Origin of the sequence: Seinonella peptonophila (assembly GCF_900129355.1) — a bacterium.
GTDB lineage: Bacteria > Bacillota > Bacilli > Thermoactinomycetales > Thermoactinomycetaceae > Seinonella > Seinonella peptonophila.
Genome location: NZ_FQVL01000004.1, coordinates 236,917 through 255,117, shown reverse-complemented (window position 1 = coordinate 255,117; position 18,201 = coordinate 236,917). Strand labels below are relative to the sequence as shown.

Annotated in this window: 17 protein-coding genes, 1 rRNA gene and 1 other RNA gene; 5 read left to right on the top strand and 14 right to left on the bottom strand. The window is 38.4% G+C overall.

Annotated elements, in window-relative coordinates; all coding sequences use genetic code 11:
- The 11 genes from BUB71_RS09575 to BUB71_RS09520 form a co-directional block, all read right to left on the bottom strand.
- Positions 1–94 (bottom strand): 16S ribosomal RNA (locus BUB71_RS09575); the annotation flags it as partial.
- A gap of 154 nt (positions 95–248) precedes the next feature.
- Positions 249–518, bottom strand: a complete 270-nt coding sequence (locus BUB71_RS09570; protein WP_073154610.1) for a pro-sigmaK processing inhibitor BofA family protein — start codon at positions 516–518, stop codon at positions 249–251.
- 73 nt (positions 519–591) lie between these two features.
- On the bottom strand, positions 592–1,566 hold the full coding sequence (locus tag BUB71_RS09565) for a CPBP family intramembrane glutamic endopeptidase (protein WP_073154609.1): 975 nt from the start codon (positions 1,564–1,566) through the stop codon (positions 592–594).
- 128 nt (positions 1,567–1,694) lie between these two features.
- Entirely contained in the window at positions 1,695–2,291 is a 597-nt protein-coding gene (recR, locus tag BUB71_RS09560; RefSeq protein ID WP_073154608.1) for a recombination mediator RecR, read from the bottom strand.
- Between the two features lie 28 nt (positions 2,292–2,319).
- Positions 2,320–2,628 carry a YbaB/EbfC family nucleoid-associated protein gene (locus tag BUB71_RS09555; RefSeq protein ID WP_073154607.1) on the bottom strand — a complete coding sequence of 103 codons (309 nt, stop codon included), beginning with the start codon at positions 2,626–2,628 and terminating at the stop codon, positions 2,320–2,322.
- A 21-nt stretch (positions 2,629–2,649) separates the two neighbouring features.
- Entirely contained in the window at positions 2,650–4,353 is a 1,704-nt protein-coding gene (gene dnaX, locus BUB71_RS09550; protein WP_073154606.1) for a DNA polymerase III subunit gamma/tau, read from the bottom strand.
- A gap of 106 nt (positions 4,354–4,459) precedes the next feature.
- Entirely contained in the window at positions 4,460–5,827 is a 1,368-nt protein-coding gene (locus BUB71_RS09545; protein WP_175552328.1) for an ATP-binding protein, read from the bottom strand.
- 409 nt (positions 5,828–6,236) lie between these two features.
- An RNA gene (gene ffs, locus BUB71_RS09535) (signal recognition particle sRNA large type) lies at positions 6,237–6,502 on the bottom strand.
- A 45-nt stretch (positions 6,503–6,547) separates the two neighbouring features.
- A complete protein-coding gene (gene helD, locus BUB71_RS09530) occupies positions 6,548–8,884 on the bottom strand; it encodes an RNA polymerase recycling motor HelD (RefSeq protein ID WP_073154605.1) in 2,337 nt (778 codons plus the stop codon).
- 19 nt (positions 8,885–8,903) lie between these two features.
- Positions 8,904–9,554 carry a hypothetical protein gene (locus tag BUB71_RS09525; RefSeq protein ID WP_139279053.1) on the bottom strand — a complete coding sequence of 217 codons (651 nt, stop codon included), beginning with the start codon at positions 9,552–9,554 and terminating at the stop codon, positions 8,904–8,906.
- Between the two features lie 109 nt (positions 9,555–9,663).
- Positions 9,664–10,494 carry an aldo/keto reductase gene (locus BUB71_RS09520; RefSeq protein ID WP_073154603.1) on the bottom strand — a complete coding sequence of 277 codons (831 nt, stop codon included), beginning with the start codon at positions 10,492–10,494 and terminating at the stop codon, positions 9,664–9,666.
- Between the two features lie 132 nt (positions 10,495–10,626).
- Between BUB71_RS09520 and BUB71_RS09515 the strand changes: the two genes are divergently transcribed.
- Positions 10,627–11,229 (top strand): DedA family protein, encoded by a 603-nt coding sequence (locus tag BUB71_RS09515; RefSeq protein ID WP_073154602.1) that lies wholly within the window; start codon positions 10,627–10,629, stop codon positions 11,227–11,229.
- Here BUB71_RS09515 and BUB71_RS19550 read toward each other — a convergent pair.
- Positions 11,226–11,390 carry a hypothetical protein gene (locus tag BUB71_RS19550; RefSeq protein ID WP_175552327.1) on the bottom strand — a complete coding sequence of 55 codons (165 nt, stop codon included), beginning with the start codon at positions 11,388–11,390 and terminating at the stop codon, positions 11,226–11,228. The two genes, BUB71_RS09515 and BUB71_RS19550, sit on opposite strands and share 4 nt — an antisense overlap.
- 193 nt (positions 11,391–11,583) lie before the next feature.
- On the opposite strand from BUB71_RS19550, the gene BUB71_RS09510 reads away from it, so the two are divergent.
- On the top strand, positions 11,584–12,492 hold the full coding sequence (locus BUB71_RS09510; protein ID WP_073154601.1) for a PIG-L family deacetylase: 909 nt from the start codon (positions 11,584–11,586) through the stop codon (positions 12,490–12,492).
- A gap of 322 nt (positions 12,493–12,814) precedes the next feature.
- Here BUB71_RS09510 and BUB71_RS09505 read toward each other — a convergent pair whose 3' ends face one another.
- Positions 12,815–15,424, bottom strand: coding sequence for a YfhO family protein (locus BUB71_RS09505; protein ID WP_175552326.1), 2,610 nt, complete (start codon positions 15,422–15,424; stop codon positions 12,815–12,817).
- 449 nt (positions 15,425–15,873) lie between these two features.
- On the opposite strand from BUB71_RS09505, the gene BUB71_RS09500 reads away from it, so the two are divergent.
- The 3 genes from BUB71_RS09500 (at position 15,874) to BUB71_RS09490 (ending at position 17,562) form a co-directional block, all read left to right on the top strand.
- Positions 15,874–16,104 (top strand): hypothetical protein, encoded by a 231-nt coding sequence (locus tag BUB71_RS09500; RefSeq protein ID WP_073154599.1) that lies wholly within the window; start codon positions 15,874–15,876, stop codon positions 16,102–16,104.
- Between the two features lie 91 nt (positions 16,105–16,195).
- Positions 16,196–16,585, top strand: a complete 390-nt coding sequence (locus BUB71_RS09495) for a GtrA family protein (protein ID WP_073154598.1) — start codon at positions 16,196–16,198, stop codon at positions 16,583–16,585.
- Between the two features lie 20 nt (positions 16,586–16,605).
- A complete protein-coding gene (locus BUB71_RS09490; protein ID WP_073154597.1) occupies positions 16,606–17,562 on the top strand; it encodes a glycosyltransferase family 2 protein in 957 nt (318 codons plus the stop codon).
- A gap of 43 nt (positions 17,563–17,605) precedes the next feature.
- Here BUB71_RS09490 and BUB71_RS09485 read toward each other — a convergent pair whose 3' ends face one another.
- Complete coding sequence (locus BUB71_RS09485) at positions 17,606–18,028, bottom strand: hypothetical protein (protein WP_073154596.1); 423 nt, start codon at positions 18,026–18,028, stop codon at positions 17,606–17,608.
- Positions 18,029–18,201 lie beyond the last annotated feature (173 nt).

The following is an 18,201-nucleotide window of genomic DNA, read 5'->3' as shown; positions in this document are numbered from 1 at the left end:
CGTTCCACCTCCGAAGAGGCTTCCCGCGCTCGACTTGCATGTATTAGGCACGCCGCCAGCGTTCGTCCTGAGCCAGGATCAAACTCTTCATTAAAGTTTGACTTGCTCAATAAGAATTACAGGTCACATGTTCACTCTTCTGTTATCAAAGTGCTTCATCATTTGTATCTCTTTATGATGTGTTGTCGCTTATTAGCGGCGACAGATAGTAGATTAGCACATAACGTCGAATGATGTCAACACTTTTTTTAAAAAATCATCAACTGTGATGCAACCAAGAAGGCAACCCCAGGTATACCAAGCCCTCCCGCTATCAATGCTGAGAGTGGATTGATCGGCACTTCTATTTGAAAATGCTGTCCGATTAAATTGAGAAGAAATAGTACAATTGCACCTGCTGCGGAATAAAGGATACAATACCAAAGCCAACCAAGTGGTTTTGTAATCGATCGGCTGATCACCATAATCAGTATCACACCCAAAACAGCAATGAAAAGCCACCATTTGATATCCAACATTGCCCTGTCCTCCTTGTCCCACTTTTAGAGAATATCCATGACTGATCTTATGAAAAAATCGTTCCTAAAAGAACTAGGAAAGTAGATCTAAACAAACAGAAATAGAGTTATTGAGCATATGAAAGGCAATGGGTACCCAAAGCACTCCAAAATAATAACGCAACCATCCTAAGATCAAACCTAATACAAATAAGGGAGAGAATAGGGGAATATCTACATGAAATAAGGCAAAACAAAGCGCTGGAAGAAGAATTCCAAGCAAATGTCCCCAACGTTTGGCAATCAAACCTTGCAGCAGTCCACGAAACAATATTTCCTCCGCAATCGGCCCTATACATCCAATAAATAACCACTGAGAAAGAATTGCCCATCCACCTATTTTTCCTGCCTGTTGGATCGATTGGTCAATATTTTGTTCTCTCCAAGAGGACAATTCTAGAGAAAACCATTCAGCAATCGGTTTTGTAATGTAATGATCAAGCAGAAAAAAGACACATACATATAGACCCATGCAGATCACAACTGCTTTTAACAGATGTTTTCGCGGTAAAGGTTGAAGAAATGAGGATTGATCAAATGGATAAAACATAGACACAAAGACCATGATCATCCATAAGTGCGGTAAATAGGGGAGTAACTGCGCGTACCAGGAACCGGTAAACACTTGTGTTAAGATCGTACCCAGAATTGTGAGGCTTTGTATCCATGCGAGGAAATAAGACAAACTTTGTGCGGATGATGTTAAATACCACCTGTCTCGCTCATATCGAAAAAGTGTAATCGCACCTAAGAAAAGAAAAAGAGCGCTACTCACTAACTGAATAAAGGAAAGAGAAAGAGCAAAACAAAGCAATGGCCAGTTATCGATTTTCCCTTGAATAATCAACCAAGTTCCTTTTGTAGTCTGAATCCAATCTAATAATGCAAATTGCAACGGCACTGTCGCGAAAAAACAAAGGGCAGAAATCGCGCTAAACAAATGTCGATAATTAGACAATTTTTCATTTGATAAGCAGACTCGTAAAGACAACACCGAAAAGGTTCGCACAACAAAACTCTCCTTGATCAGAATTGAAAAAGCGGCGTCGCCAACCAAGTTGGTTCTGCCGCTACTATTCTTATGCAAGGAATCGTGAAGTTAAGACAAGCAAATCAAGCTTCCAGTTCGATCCACAGCTAAAGTTCACGTCGCCCTTCCAATGCCTTACTCAAAGTTACCTCATCAGCATATTCTAAATCTCCACCAACCGGTAGCCCATGGGCAATTCGTGTCACCTTCAATGAAAAAGGTTTTACCAACTTTGACAAATAGATCGCCGTTGCTTCACCTTCAACATTTGGATTGGTTGCTAAGATGAGTTCCTGCACTTCTTCATTGCTCACACGTTTCAGCAACTCAGGAATCTGTAACTCTTCAGGTCCAATCCCTTCCATCGGCGATATGGCGCCATGTAGCACATGATAAAGCCCTCTATATTCACGCGTTCTCTCCATTGCTATTACATCGCGTGTATCTTGGACAACACAGATTACACTTTGGTCGCGACTCTTATCAGAACAAATATGACAAGGGTCTTGATCGGTGATATTGCCACATACTGAACAAGTTGACAGATCACGCTTCGCTCGAACAAGCGCTTTAGCCAAATCTAACACATCGTCTTCCTTCATGGTTAAAACAAAAAAAGCAAGCCGCTGTGCTGTTTTGGGCCCAATACCAGGTAAACGCATAAATCCTTCAATCAATTTTGAAATTGGCTGTGGAAGATACATCTGATCTCACACCTTCTTGGTCGTCAAATTAGAACAATCCTTTTGGCAATCCACCTGTCAACTTACCTAAATTTTGAGCTTGTAAATCATCTACTTTTTTCATTGCTTCATTGACAGCAGCAACAATCAAATCTTGAAGCATTTCAACATCTTCTGGATCAACAGCCTCTGGATCAATTTCAATCGATTTTACTTGCTTTGTTCCAGTTACAATCGCTTTGACAACCCCACCCCCGGCAGTTCCTTCAACCTCTTGTTGTTCTAGCTTTTCTTGCTCCTTCATCATCTGTTGTTGCATTTTTTTAAATTGTTTCATCATCTGATTCATATTTTTCATTATGATCCCTCCATAAAATTCTTAATCAAGCCACTCTATTAAGTCAGGGCCAAAAATTTGACGTGCTTTTGAAACGACAGGAGGTGTCGGAGGCTCCATTTCATCTTGTACTGTAGCTGCCTCTTCATTCGATTCTTGCCAATGATCAGCCATAATTGTCTCTAGCTGAAACGGCTGACCTAATACTTCTTGAATCGCTTGCTCAATCACCTTACGATTCTCAGCACGCTCTACAATTTGCTGACGATGAATTTCACTTGAGAAAACAAGAATAACCTTCTCTGGTGTCGCCGCCTTTAGTTCTCCGTTTACCAACCAAGCATGTACCGTAATCTTTAATTCTTTCACCCGTTGCAAGATCCGTTGCCACTCGGCTTTTACACGCTGAAACACATCAGGTGAATGATTCGTTTTCGCCTGCCGATTCCTGCTAACAGCAACAGTTGTAGCTTCACTTTTTGCCTGAGGCGGCGTTGTATCAGTTGATGGGTGATTCGTTTTGACAACTTGAGGGGTAGATGGAGATGACGTCGTAGTCTGCAAACGAAGCTCATTGATTTGCTGCTGTAGTTGGTCTATTTTATGCTGCATTTTTTTCAACATATCAAGATCTAGATCAGTTGATTCGACTTGCTGATTGGGCTCTTTCTGGCAAAGCCGAATCAAAACCATTTCCAGCAGTAGATTTGATTGTGTTACCCGATTCATCTGCTGCTGATAAGAAAGCAAAATTTCCAACATCGTCAATAAATCTTGCCTAGACCAAAGCGAATGAAGCTCCTGCATTTCATCATGGCTATCAAAAATACCCTGTAGTCGATCTAACTGAGGAGCTGTCTGTACAAGCAATAAATCCCTACAAGCATAAATTAAATCATCTAATATTTTTCCTGCTTCTGCTCCGTGTGAAATGAATTGCTCCAATAAACTAATCGACTTTGCCACATCCTGTTGACCAATTGCTTGTAGGAGCTGCAACATATGGCTTTTTGTCCCTGAACCTGTAACCACTGTGGCTATCGACTCATCTAACTTATGCTCTGCAAATGCAAAAGCTTGATCTAGCAAGCTAAGAGCATCTCGTAGGCCTCCATCTGCCGCACGAGCTAGCAATCGCAGTGCACCTAGCTCATAGTTCACCTGCTCAGACTGACACACTTTCTCCAATGTAGCGACAATCTGATCAAAAGAGATTCGTCGAAAAGCAAAGCGTTGGCATCTCGATAAGATCGTTGGTAATAATTTATGCGGTTCTGTGGTTGCCAATATAAAAAGCACATGAGATGGGGGCTCCTCCAATGTTTTGAGCAGTGCATTAAAGGCCTCCATTGTCAGCATGTGTGCCTCATCAATCATATACACCTTATAGCGTGCTTCTGTAGGAGTATAGCGAACTTGATCACGCAATTCTCGGATATCATCAACACCACGATTAGATGCAGCATCAATTTCCACTACATCCATCATTTGACCTTCTGTGATCTTGAGGCAAGCATTGCATTGATTGCAAGGCTCAGCGGCAGGCCCTTGTTCACAGTTAACCGCTTTCGCTAAAATCTTTGCTGCGCTTGTCTTTCCTGTCCCACGAGGCCCATGAAATAGATAGGCATGAGCCAATTGTCCAGAGCTGAGCGCATTTTGCAAAGTTGTTGTTACATGCTCTTGCCCGACTAAGTCTTTAAATTGTTGGGGTCTCCAAACTCGATACAAAGCCCGATAGGACACTGTCAACACTCCAAGCCTGCGTATCTTTTTACAACATCCTTATCATACTACAAAACAAAAGAAGACTCACCTGGGAACCAGACAAGTCCTTTCTATCATAGCGTATCTAATCTCCCATTACTACTGGTAAGCTAATCGAAAACGTACTCCCATGTTGATTGGAATCGACCAAAATTTCCCCTTTTAGTTCTTTCATAATTTGTTTACAAATCGAAAGACCTAAACCGGTTCCTTTTTCTTTTGTTGTAAAAAATGGTTTAAAAATCTGCTTCATAAAATGTGCCGAAATCCCAGGTCCAGTATCTATCAAATGGATGAAAAGTTGCTTTTGTTCTTTTTGATGATCAAGAGAAATTCTTAATTCACCACCATGACCCATCGCTTCAATGGCATTTTTACTTAGGTTGAGCAATACCTGCTTCAATAATTCTGCATCGGCTAAAACCAATGGAACGGGTTTTGTTAAGGGCTCAATCACAAGCTCAATATTATGTAAAATCGCCTCACTTCGTATGATAGGAGCTAGCTCAGGGATGAGTTGAAACAAATCTAATGGCTTTCGTTCGATTTGCCTTGGTTTGCTAAGACAGAGAAACTCGCCAACCAGACGACTGATTCGATTAATCTCTTTTAGCATCAACTCAATATATAAGTCATGCTGGGTATGACCACCCTCATGCAATTGCTGCTGAAACATCTGTAAAAAACCCTTTACCGAAGTAAGTGGATTACGAATTTCATGTGCACTTCCTGCCGCAATTTGCCCGATAGTTGCCAATCGATTGTAATAAAGAATTTGCCTTTCTAAAGAGCGAATATCTGTAATATCCTCCAATAAATAAAGCGCACCCCGTGATTCTTTCTGCTCATTCACAAGTTGCTTGGTCGTAACTAACAAATCTCGTTCTCCTGCTGCTGTCTTATGAATCACCTCATGTTGCTCGATCGACTGATGAACAGGCGGGAAGACCGAACACCAATCTTGACGAATTGTTGAGTAGAGAATTTCTCTTCGATCCAGCTCCAACAATGAACAAGCCGTCTCATTCAGATCAAAAATCATGCGTTCTGTACTCACGAAAACGATTCCAATCGGCAATGAAGCAAATGCTTGCCTAAGTACGGATTGAAAATAATATTCTGGATGAAAGGAGAAAACATAATAACTTTTCCCTCTCTCCATCTTCACTTTCATTTCTATATTTACCGGAATGGGCGAAACTTTCTGGGATACTAATTGTCCTTGACAATGTAGGCCATCATCTTGTTGGGACAACAGTTCGTTCGGAAAGAGGACAAATTGTGTTAACTGCTTCCCGATAATCTGCTTTCGGTTCAGTTGTAATAAGCGTTGAAATGGTCCGTTTGAGGAAAGAATCACTCCTGTCTTATCAATTACAACAGAAGCTCCTGGTACTTCATTCAAGAAAGAACTTTCCTCGATTAATTTGTCGATGCGATATGCGATGGACACAGACGACCCCTCCACTTTCGCAATCAATTTCCAATATCATCCAGATACATCATCTTCTTAAATTCTTCTTCAAATGTTTTCTTCCTTCTTTCTTCTAAAATTTCCCGTACTATACAAAGTCCTTACGAGCTGTAATGACCATAACACCGCAGCTTATAGACAAAGGTTATGATTCCGTCAATATTTCACGCCTCAACTCCATTTCAGGCTTCGAAGATGTTTTCAAGACACCGTATCTGCTGTAAAATATTGACTCCACGATTTCGTCTTCGTCTATCCAAATATTCACTTCTCCTCCTGATAAGTAAAAGACCCTATGAGCATTACAGCTCATAGGGTCTTATGTAGACTAAGTTCATTTCATATATGATGGAGCAATGATTCACTCTTCATTTACAAATAATATGTACCGCGCACCTACCTTTGATCTAAATCGCCCAAGCGGACTCTCTGGCTCCAGCTCAAATCAGGCACTCCCACGGCACACGAATGCTCTTCCTTAGTGCTGCTTCCGTCAGGACCTGACACGGTTCAGAAGTATTCGTTGCGCGGGACCCAATCGTCAACACTTTCGACAGAGACCAGACCTCACACAATCTAGACCTCAGATAGGAATTCAACCCCGCTACGCCGATTGCGAGTTACAGGGCACGGCGAGCTCCCCATCTAGCGCGGCAAACACCACTATACCACAAAAGATTTACATAAAGCAAGGTCGTCTTAATCGAACTCGACCTGCTGATAAGATTTAGAATCTACCTCCTGCACAAATGGACTTAATTCATCCATATAGAATAACTCCAGATCATGCATGGCTCTTGTGCAAGCTGTATAGAAAAGCTTTCGTTCACTCTCTTTGTTATATACAGACAAAGATGCATCATAAATGATCACTGCATCAAATTCAACACCTTTTGCTAAATATGAAGGAATAATCAGCACTCCTGTTTCAAAATTGCTACTTTCTTTTCGGATCAAATGCACTTCAAGCAAAGGATGCAGTTTTTGGTATACTTCATCTGCTTCGGCAGCCGTCTTACAAATAATCGCTACTGTTTTAAAACCTTGTTCTAAACGCTCCTTTGCACTTTTTACGATCGCCTTGATCCATGCTTGCGGCTGCCGCACATGAACCAAACGAGGTAATGCCCCATCTCTTGCAAATGGCTGTATAGATTTCCCATCGGGTATAAACTGTCGAGTAAACGTAACAATGGGTTCAGTTGATCGATACGTACGATGTAATACGATCTCTGCTGTTCTTTGCTCAGGAAATAGTGTTCCAATCGACTGAAAACCATCACTTGCATGTGCAAAGATAGACTGATTTAAATCTCCCAAAATCGTCATCTTGCTACGCGGAAACATTCTTTTTAAGAATAAAAACTGAAATGGTGTATAATCCTGTGCTTCATCAATAAAGAGATGTCTTATTGACAAGTCCTTAGGGAATCCCTCAATTTGTCCTTTAAAATATAGAAAAGGGGTTGCATCTTCATAAGGAATTCTCTTCTTGGTAAACATACGTGCTGTTTGCATCCCAATTCTTGACCAGTCATGTGGCAGTCGCGAATCGGTTTGTCCATCCTGCTGCCATATATTTAAGTAAGTTTGTCGAAAATCAATAAAATGTAGTCTTCTGACCGATTGATACAACTTCTTAAATTGCTTTTTCACAACATATTCTTTTAACATCTTTCGTTGACGTTCAAAATCATCAAATGTCTCTTCTGAAAATCTTTCCTTGCGCTGTACTCTTTGTTGAATTTGTTGATAAACTTCATCTGGTAATAATTCGATCGCTTCTTCCACCCAGTCCGCCTTCTCTTCTTGTTTCGCTTTGATCGACAGACGTTCAAGTAACCACTCTTTCAAGAGATCCATACGCAAAGGAATCGAGCGCGTTGTATCATAAGAGAGAAATTGTCTTTTGATCTCTTCTTTGGTAACCATCGGCTCCCCTCTATAACATATATCTTGAAACCAAAGTCCTTTTTTACCTAAGTGGACAAGGTAATCATCAATGATTTGTAAAAATTCTTCTGTAGATTTAAAATGAACCCCATCTATTCGTATCTGATAGTCTACATCTTGTTGAGCTGTCAAAGTATATTCCACTTGTTGAAAAGGGTCTTCTACTTGATAATCCTTGCCTAAATGTCGATCTAAATATTGTTGGAAAGTAGCTTGTTGCATATTTTCTTCACCGAGCTCAGGCAATACACTTGAAACATAGCTATTAAAGATCGGATTGGGGGAAAAAAGGATAATTTGATTTGCCTGTAATTGATCACGATAACGATAGAGTAGATAGGCAATTCTTTGCAGTGCAGCAGATGTCTTTCCGCTGCCGGCTGCCCCCCGAACAATTAAAAGTTGGCTTTTTTCATCCCGAATGAGACGATTTTGTTCCTTCTGGATGGTTGCGACAATACTACGCATTTGCGCATCTGCTTGCCTTCCCAATACTTCTTGCAATAATTCGTCTCCAATTGTCAGTCCTGTATCAAAGAGACTCAAAATCTTGCCCCTGCGAATGACATACTGTCGTTTGGTGGTCATTTCACCTTTGATTTCGCTCTCTGGCGCCTGGAATGAGACATGTCCAGGTGAATGATCATAGTAAAGGCTAGAAATGGGGGCACGCCAATCATAAATTAAAAAATCTTCACCTTTTTCATCCATCATAGACGCGATACCCAGATAAATAGATTCCGTTTCTGATTCCCCTTCTTCACGAAAATCCACCCGTCCAAAATAGGGTGAATCCTCTATACGGCGAAGACGTTCAATCTCCGTGTTGACATGGCGAAAACTGCGTTCACGCTCCGCCAGCAATTCAGACTGCTGCTTCATACTAGCTGCTGTCTCCGCAGCTTCAGTCGCATCATCCAGATTTACCGTTACATCATCCCAAAAATGTTTTCGTATATCCACAATGTCACTTTGCACTTCCGCTATATATCCACCTAGTCCTCCAATCCTTTTCTTTGCTAATTCAACCACATGGTTTACTCTTTTTTGTTCGAGTTTCCATTCTTCTTTCGAGATACTCATTACTCAACACCTTTCTATATTAGAAAGCTCCAGGGTCCTTCACTTTTTGACCAGTTATTTCAACATTAAAAATGTCCCAAACCCGGTTAAATCGGTCAGATAAGCGCTTAATCTCTTTATTACGCTTAATCTGCTCTTGCCGTAACCGTTCATAATCATCCTTTGGCAATGGCTTCCCTGTTCCCATAGCTTGATAATAAGTTTCGTTCTGCTCGTCCATTTTAATACTAAAATGAAAAAGTTCAATCTCTTTTGCCGTTAGATCAATAAATGCATCTAATGCATGGATTGCCATTTTTTTTCTTTCGCTAGGCAGGTCATGCAAATTATATTTTAATTCTGCGGCTTGACTATAAATTGCCTTTGTACGGTTTAATCGTTCTTTTGTCGATGTTTTTGATCGATTAATTTGGTTGAGCAAATTTTGTAATAACTTTGGATCACTTTTTCCTTGCTGGTAACTCTGTTCTAGCTTCTTAATTGTCCACTGCATATTTGAACTATCGAGGCCTGCACTCAATTTTGAATGAATTGCATTACGCTGATTCACCAATTGTGAAATCTGCCCAATCGCTTTCTCAGATGCTCCAAAATCGAATAAAGCTCCAATATTTGAACAGCCAACTAACGAAATAAAAATAATAGCAGTTAACATCACTCTTTTCATCATGCAAACTCCCATTCTAGGCTTATAATTTAAACAATTCTATCACAGATTATCATTTTCATCGAAAATAAAAAGAACCCATCATCAGATGGGTCCCATCATGAGATAGGTATTAAAAATTGAAATTATCTGGATCAGCACCAAAGCGCTGATCGCGATTCAGTTGATCTAAGATGTCTATATCTGCTTGTGTTAATTCAAAGTCAAATATTTGAGTATTTTCTTTGATTCGATCTTCACGAACAGATTTAGGAATTGTTACCACATTGTGCTGTAAGTCCCAACGTAGAAGTATCTGAGCTGGTGTACGTTGATACTTGTCAGCAATGGAAAGAATCGTTTCATCCTTTAAGAAGTTCCCTTGCATAAGAGGACTCCACGCTTCAAATTGAATTTGATGCTGTTCACAATAAGCGCGTAGCTCTGTTTGAGTTAAATATGGATGAAATTCAACTTGGTTCACCATCGGAGCCAAATTAGCATGGTTTTCTAGCGTCTTTAAATGATGAATATGAAAATTACAAACACCAATTGCGCGAACTTCACCCGTTTCATATAGCTTCTCTAAAGCTTTCCATGCATCGACAAACTTATTTTCAACAGGCCAGTGAATAAGATATAAATCCAAGTAATCTGTTTGTAAACGCTTCTTACTATCCTCAAAAGCACGTAAAGTTTCTTCATATCCTAAATCAGTATTCCATACTTTCGTCGTGAGAAAAATATCTTTACGAGCCACGCCACTCGCTTCAATACCACGGCTTACTCCTGATTCATTCTCATAAATCCGAGCGGTATCGATACTGCGATAACCGAGCTTTAAAGCCGACTCTACTGCTTTTTCAACTTCTCCGCCTTCTCGTGATTTCCAGACCCCTAAACCAAGCCACGGCATTTTAACGCCATTATGTAAGGTTGTTGATGAAGTGAGCTCTTTCGACATTTTTTCATCTCCCTCTGTATAGATAAGTCAATTATCCTATGATTGACAAGATGAGGCAACTACTTGATGATGATAAAGAAACAAAGTAACTAGAATCATTTACAGCAGATAAGTGGGATGTGGTAAAAATCCATGGAAAATTCAATTACTCAATTTATGGAAGAATACGGTTATTTTGGTATTTTTCTGATGATTGCTTTAGAAAATATTTTTCCTCCGATCCCTTCTGAACTCGTTTTAAGTTTCGGAGGATTTATGACGGTAAAATCAGATTTAACGATTACTGGTGTTGTCATTGCTTCCACAATCGGAGCTGTTGTCGGTGCTCTACTACTCTATGGTCTAGGACGCGTGTTAGATGTTCACCGAATAGAGAGAATCGTCGAACGATGGGGATATCTTCTCCGTCTTAAAAAAGAAGATATTCACAAGGCCAATAATTGGTTTCATCGTTATGGCACCTGGACAGTATTTTTTTGCAGAATGGTTCCTTTAATTCGCAGTTTAATCTCTATTCCCGCTGGTATGTCAAGAATGAACCTTCCACTATTTCTACTCTTTACCACCCTAGGTACTCTCATTTGGAATCTAATCCTTGTTCAGCTTGGCGCTGCATTTGGCTCACAATGGAAAACGATTATTAGCTATATGCAGATCTATTCAGAAGTCTTTTATGTGCTCATTGCCATCTTTGCCATCTGGGGGGTTATCTGGTTTTGGCGACGTGAACGCTAAAAACCATCAATATCTCCTTGTACCATTCCTTCAGAAATGCTTTCAGAGATTCGATTTTCAGTCTCCTGATCAAGGGGGCTATTTTTTACTTCTTCTTGATCAATCCCTTGCTGAGGCTGCGTCTCATTCTCCGGTGGATGGGTATTTTTATGATCTTCCATTTGTTACACCTCTCTAATTTATTTTCAATTAGCATGTTCTACCGAGAGATGTCTTATACAAGTATTATCTTTGAGTTAATTCATCTTATCTTTTGGTAGAATTATATATGTTAACGCCACTTAGATGATTCATTTATTTGCAAATACAAAATCGATCTTTTAATATATGAATGTATCAAATAATTAATAGAGATTGGATGAAGAACAACTGAAAAAATTTGTAACCTTATTAGCAATACTTCTCATTATGTGTTGTCTTGGGCAAAGCCAACTACCACAAGAGTCTCCCTTCTACATTCCCAAGCATACATTTACTCTTTCTGAACTAAAAAAACGAACGCCACTATCCCGTTTTCATCCAAGCTTGAGTCAAAATGTAGTCGTCTATTTTAGCCCACACGCTGATGACGAAGTATTAACTTTTGGTGTACCGATTAAAAATGATCTTGCTGCACATAAGAAAGTCTATGTGGTTTTACTTTCTCTTGGTGAATATTCCACTGCAAGATATGTTGTCAATGGTCGTCGAGATCAACCATTTAGCAAACCGATCCTTTGTCCAATTCATCACCGTATCCACAGTCCGAAAAAGGAACACTTTCATTTCTTAAACCCAAATCAATTTGGTCGAGCTCGTGTCCGAGAATTTTTCCTTGCGACAACGGCAATGGGAATTCCTTATGAACAGACAGCATTTTATAAGGTTCGGAATGGTCGATTCCCTAGAAAACAAGTAGAATCTATCGTAAAAAGCTGGATTCATATGTTTCCAAACGCGACTTTTAAGTCCATGTCACAACATGATTTTCACATTGACCATGCCATGGTAGGAAAAGTGGTAAACGACTTGGTCAGGCGCCGTCAAATTCAGGAGCAAGCCTACTATATCTCGATTGCAACAGAAATGAAGAATATCGTGAAAAAAAACAAAAAAATGGTCAAACTAAAGAAACTCGAAGATCGAAAAGATATTTTAAAAGCGGTACAAATCTACAGCAGTTGGAATCCCAGCAAAGGTTACTTTGGATTAGGAATTCATTCGGTTGAAAGCCAATTTGATCACTTAAAGAAACGAACGTCAATCTATCAATATTCCAATTAAAACACCTCTAAGTCTTAGTTACTTAGAGGTTCTGTTTTCTAGACAAGATACAATAGTTCCATCAATATTTCACGCTTCGCCACCATTTCGGGCTAAGATGTCTTCAAGGCGCCACGTCTGCTCGCTCAGGGCGGTATCAACTCGGCTATCGCCTCAGACAGTACTACCGCCTATTCTTCGCTACACAGACGTGGCTTTGTAGCGCCTGAAAGTCGCTCCACAGCGAAATATTGACACCACGATTTCTCCTTCTTCTTCCAATTGTATGACCTCCTATTTTATTAATTTGGTTTTTCTGCAGTCTAACACCTCTAAGCCTTAGTTACTTAGATTTTACTCTGTTTCGCCGTCGGTATAGGAGAATGCCACGCCAACATATTAATGTGATCACCGATATTGTGATGCCCATGTATAAGTATGGGGTACGATAGGCAAGCTCAATCTGGTGTGTACCACGTTCTATTGGCACTCCCAAAAAAGCTGTATTTACTTTTAATGCCTTTTGTTCCTTTCCATCTACCTTGATCTTCCAACCATCACTATATGGAATCGACAGAAAGAGGAGCCCTTTTGTCTTTGCTGTTATTTTAGCGGTTAGATAGCCGTTTTTTCCCATTTTGACTTGTTTTAACTCATCTTGCTGACGCTGTTGCACCAACTCATGATAAGTTTGATAGGTTTGAAATGTTAATGTTAAATCACGTACTTGATAGAGACCAGGAGATAATTTTAGTGGGATTCTCTTCCAATCTTTTGTCTCACCCAAATGAATTGAAATTTCCTCTTTGGGGTAATTGTATTTACCTTTAAAATGGTTAAATACCTTATCCCCTAACTCCATTCGGTATCTTTTATATTTCCATTTACTCATTTTAAAGGTGACGATTAATTCACCTGCACGTTGATAAAATGGATTTTCAATCCATAATTTCCCGTTTTCCTCAATTTTTAGTCGGTTCCCTTTTAGTGAAGCGTTTGATTTCTCAAGCTTAATTTGATGATAAGGAATTCTTTCTACTTGAAGAACCTTGGGCTGAAACTTAGGCAAAGAAAACTTTTCAGGATGATCCACAACAGCCGCAGATAAAAAGAGCTGGTCACGTTCTGATGCATTTAACTGATGAAATGTACGATAATCGGTCACGGATGGATAAAGAAAACCAATCGATAAGGGATGATTGTTTTTCCATATTGTATAATCTCCCGCAGTGCGAAATAGCGAATAATCGTATGGACGGAAGGATTTATCTTTATGGATTACATAGTATTTATTTGCTAGACCACTCATTAGGAACAACCGATTATCTAATTTATTAACTTGGCTTGGGATATTCACCTGTAGAATATTATATTCATTCTTAAAAAATCGATGAATATCACCTGATAGTAAGCTATTGTATAAACCAAACCCTTTAAAATGATATAGTAATCCTTCATTAATTTCATTTATACGATTCATTAATGTAATCCGATAAAACTGACGATCATCATTTTGCAATGATTGAAACATCTGTTGATCTTTTGCCTGACCATACCATGCAAGTCGTTGATCCAACTTTTTGTCTAATAACTCTGGGTCACCAGCAAAGAAATGCATAGCTACATCATTAGTTAGACCTATGTTGACTACTAGAATCAGAACAATTCCACTCGCAACCCATTTCTTTGAAATACGATCCTTCAGATAAAAGAGGAGAAGATATACAATAATCGCAACCCATGAAAAAAGAAGTGCCTCTAGAACATGCTGATCGCCAGAAAAATGTTTCCATTTCTTCATTTTTGTATAGGTAATATAAGTAAAGATGATGATGATAAGTAGTTGAATCGGCATCGCCAAGCGATGACCCCGCTTTAATAAATCATCAAGCAAAAATGCTGAAGCTACGGCAACAGAAAAAACAAATAAATAAAGCCACCGATACTCCATAAATGAAAATCCATTAAATAGAGAATAGACAAAGGGGATCATTACTAAAAATGCAATGAATAGACAGAATCGAAAATGATACTTTCCTGCTGCTGATCTCATTTGAAACCCATATAACACTAAGATCAAAACAAGGATAGGAAATATAACAACAAAATCTTCCTTGCCGGTCATTAGGAAAAGATTCTTAACCAAGTTCTTATAAAAAGGAGCATCAAATAACAAAGGAATGTTTACATGTGCATAGAAGCGATCTACATGCAAATAGCGATCAACTGCTGGAAGAAATGCAAACGCCGCAAGTCCCAGTCCGATCAAATAATAACCAGCTAATTGTAAATAATGTTTGATCAGACTTTTCCAGCGAAATGATTGATGGAGCTGAAAATACTTCATACATGCGTATAAAACAAGAAAAATAGAACTAATATAGGAAAGATAAAAATTGGAGCTAATAATCAAGAAAATCGATAAAACAAAGAGACTTTTTTTATTTTCTTGCACAAGCCGTTCATAACCCCAGATAACAAGCGGCAGCCAGACCATACCGTCAACCATAAAGTCAAAACGCAGTGAAAATATTAAAAAATAATAAGAACCTCCATAAATACATGCACCTGTCACAGCTGCTGTATAACTACGTTTTAGATAACGAAGAAAATGAAACAGCAAAATCATGGCCAAAAATACTTTCCCTATGCTAAGAAAAAGTCTCATCTCAATCGTAGATTGCAGTGAAGACAAGTCAAATGGCATCGTTAACCAGAAAAAAGGATTAGTCGAATAATAATAGAGATATTCTGAAAATACGTCTCCTCCTAACCCCTCTTCCCATGACCAAAAAAAGTTACCTTGACCATATGTATGTTGCAAAAAGGGGTAATAATGGGACAATTGAGTAAATGAGTCGCAACATGCTTCACTAAGATAGTTTTTACCAATTAAAAAAAATAGATGAACCATCATTGCTGCGATGAATAGAGTAAGATATGAAAAAAACAAATATAACCTATGATTAGGTTTTATTATTTTACTTTCCATAGATGATAGCAATTTAAAACTGCTTGAAACCCCCTAAGATTTAATATAATCTCACATTAATCTAACATAATAACGCTTTAAATTCTATTACTTTTAAATAAAGGATAAATGGAATAATATACTAAATTAAAAATTGAACACAAATGTTTTATTCTGCATTTATAATAGCTAGATAAATCCTAAAGGTGGCTTGATACATTTAATTCATCCATGATTTAGGGATATCATGGTTTTGGTGCATATAATAGTCTTCTTTCTGGAACTGTTCATCGATTTATAAAAAAGGATTATAATGTTCTACAACATAATACGACGAGTCTCTTTCAGAATCTAGATCATCGACACTTTCTTGAAACTGTTTTAGCAAATAAATATTATATTCTGCCAAAAGATAACCATTTAATTATTCATTGTTAAAGACGTATGGTCAGTATAGAATATGGGAAAATCAGCTTTCCCTACCGATTGGTTTTCTTTATCATTCATATGTAAGCAACACAGCATTTGAACAACTCAATGCAGCTGTCATGAAAGATCCATTGCCTTTTTCAATACCTACTTTTCCGATTGAGCAATTAGAAGCGAAACAGAAAAATATAAATAGTAAGAACGCGCAACTCAAAAATGCTGAATGGAAGTGAAAATCGACCAGTGCAAATCATTCACTGTAACGATTGAACAAATTAACGCTTGATAAACATGTTTGATTTCACCTAGAAAGTTGGCACAAGTATGTTAGAAATTTGGAAACAGCCACTCCTTCGATTTATTATTGTTGGGGTGTTAAATACACTTCATTATTACTTACTCTATTTATTTTTTATCCATCTGCTTGGATTGAATTATTTAGTAGCTCACATTCTCGCTTTTTTGATTAGCATGATCGGTTCATTTTTTATGAATTCTTATTTTACATATCAAACCAAACCAACTTTAAAGAAATTTTTTCAGTTCCCTTTAACATATGTTGTCAATATTAGTGTATCTACAAGTAGTGCGTATTTTTTTGTCAGTATTTTAAATTGGGATAAAGATATTTCACCTTTACTTGCTTCACTTGTTGCGATTCCATTTACGTTTATTGTTTCTAAAAAGATATTAAAAACTCAAAATGATATTTAAAGAAAGCGGGGATCTTCACCATGATTTCCATCATTACGCCTTGCTTTAATGAAGAAGATGTACTAAATGCCTTTTATGATGAAATTCAAAAAGTGATGAAAAAATTTGATTTTGAACTCATCTTTGTAGATGATGGAAGCCAAGATCGTACTCTTCATATTTTACAGGAGTTGGGTAATAAAGATCAGCGCGTTCGCTATCTTTCATTTAGCCGGAATTTTGGGAAGGAAGCTGCTATGTTAGCTGGCTTAACTTATGCACGAGGTGAAGCAGCCGTCATCATGGATAGCGATTTGCAGCATCCACCTTCTATGATTCCAAAAATGATTGAGGCCTATCAAGAAGGTTATGATCAGGTGATTGCCAAACGGAATCGCAAAGATGAAAAATGGACACGGTCTTTCACGGCAAAACTTTATTATAAATTGATTAATCATTTTGTTGATCATATTACGTTAACTGATGGAGTAGGCGATTTTCGTTTGCTCAGTCGTCGCGCCATTGACGCATTGTTAGCACTTAGCGAGTACAATCGTTTTTCAAAAGGTCTATTCTCATGGATTGGTTTTAAAGAACACTTGCTTGAATATGAAAATGTAGATCGTGCTTTAGGGCAGAGTAAATGGACTTTCTTTAAATTATTAAATTATGGTATCGATGGAATCATCTCGTTTAATAACCGTCCATTGCGTGTAGCCATTTACATGGGTTTATTCACAATGTCAATTGATTTACTTTATGTGCTATATATATTGATCAAAACAATTGTTCACGGAGTTGATGTGCCTGGTTATGTTACGATTATTTCAGCAGTTCTGCTCTTAGGCGGGATTCAAATGTTATTCTTAGGCGTAATTGGAGAATATATAGGAAGAATCTACTATGAGGCTAAAAAACGTCCACACTATGTGATCGCAGAGGATAATGTCTCAGGTCAAATTAAAAAGCAACAACAAAAACAACGGATTGCCCATTAATAAAACAATGCCCAACCTTAAAACAAGCGCTGGGCACTATTGATTACTGTGTAGAAACACCAAAGAGAGACAGCAAAAATTGAAGACTGGTTCCAATTAAACCTAAGGCTTTAATCGCAGGTAACACAACAGGTGTAACAGCTAAAATTACATGAACGATACTAGCAATGATTCCCGTAATAATTCCTAATAAACCAAATATGACCCCATATCGAGCTAAGCGGAGTGTCCCTCCACGAAGAAACATAGAAATCAGAAATCCTGCTGCAGATATCCCGATTCCTACCGGGCCATTAAATAGCCCAACAATAATTCCAGCAATACTTGCGATAAAAGTAATCACAGCTAATGTATTTCGAATCGGAGTTCGCTTCTTCTTTGGTTGAGGCTCTTTCTCTACTTCTTCTTGTGGATCATCATCGGGGAGAAAAACAAACTTCGGGGATTGTTCAGCGGTGTTTTTCAAACCATCACATCCTCTTGTTTATATTCATCTAGCAAAAAGACTATTGTCTTACAAGAAATCAGCTTCTAGTCAAAGTATCATACTTCTTTTTATTTATTAGAGTCATGGTTATGGAAAGTTTGTATAATTGAAATAAGAATATCTTCGATTTAGGATGCGAAGATGTATACCCT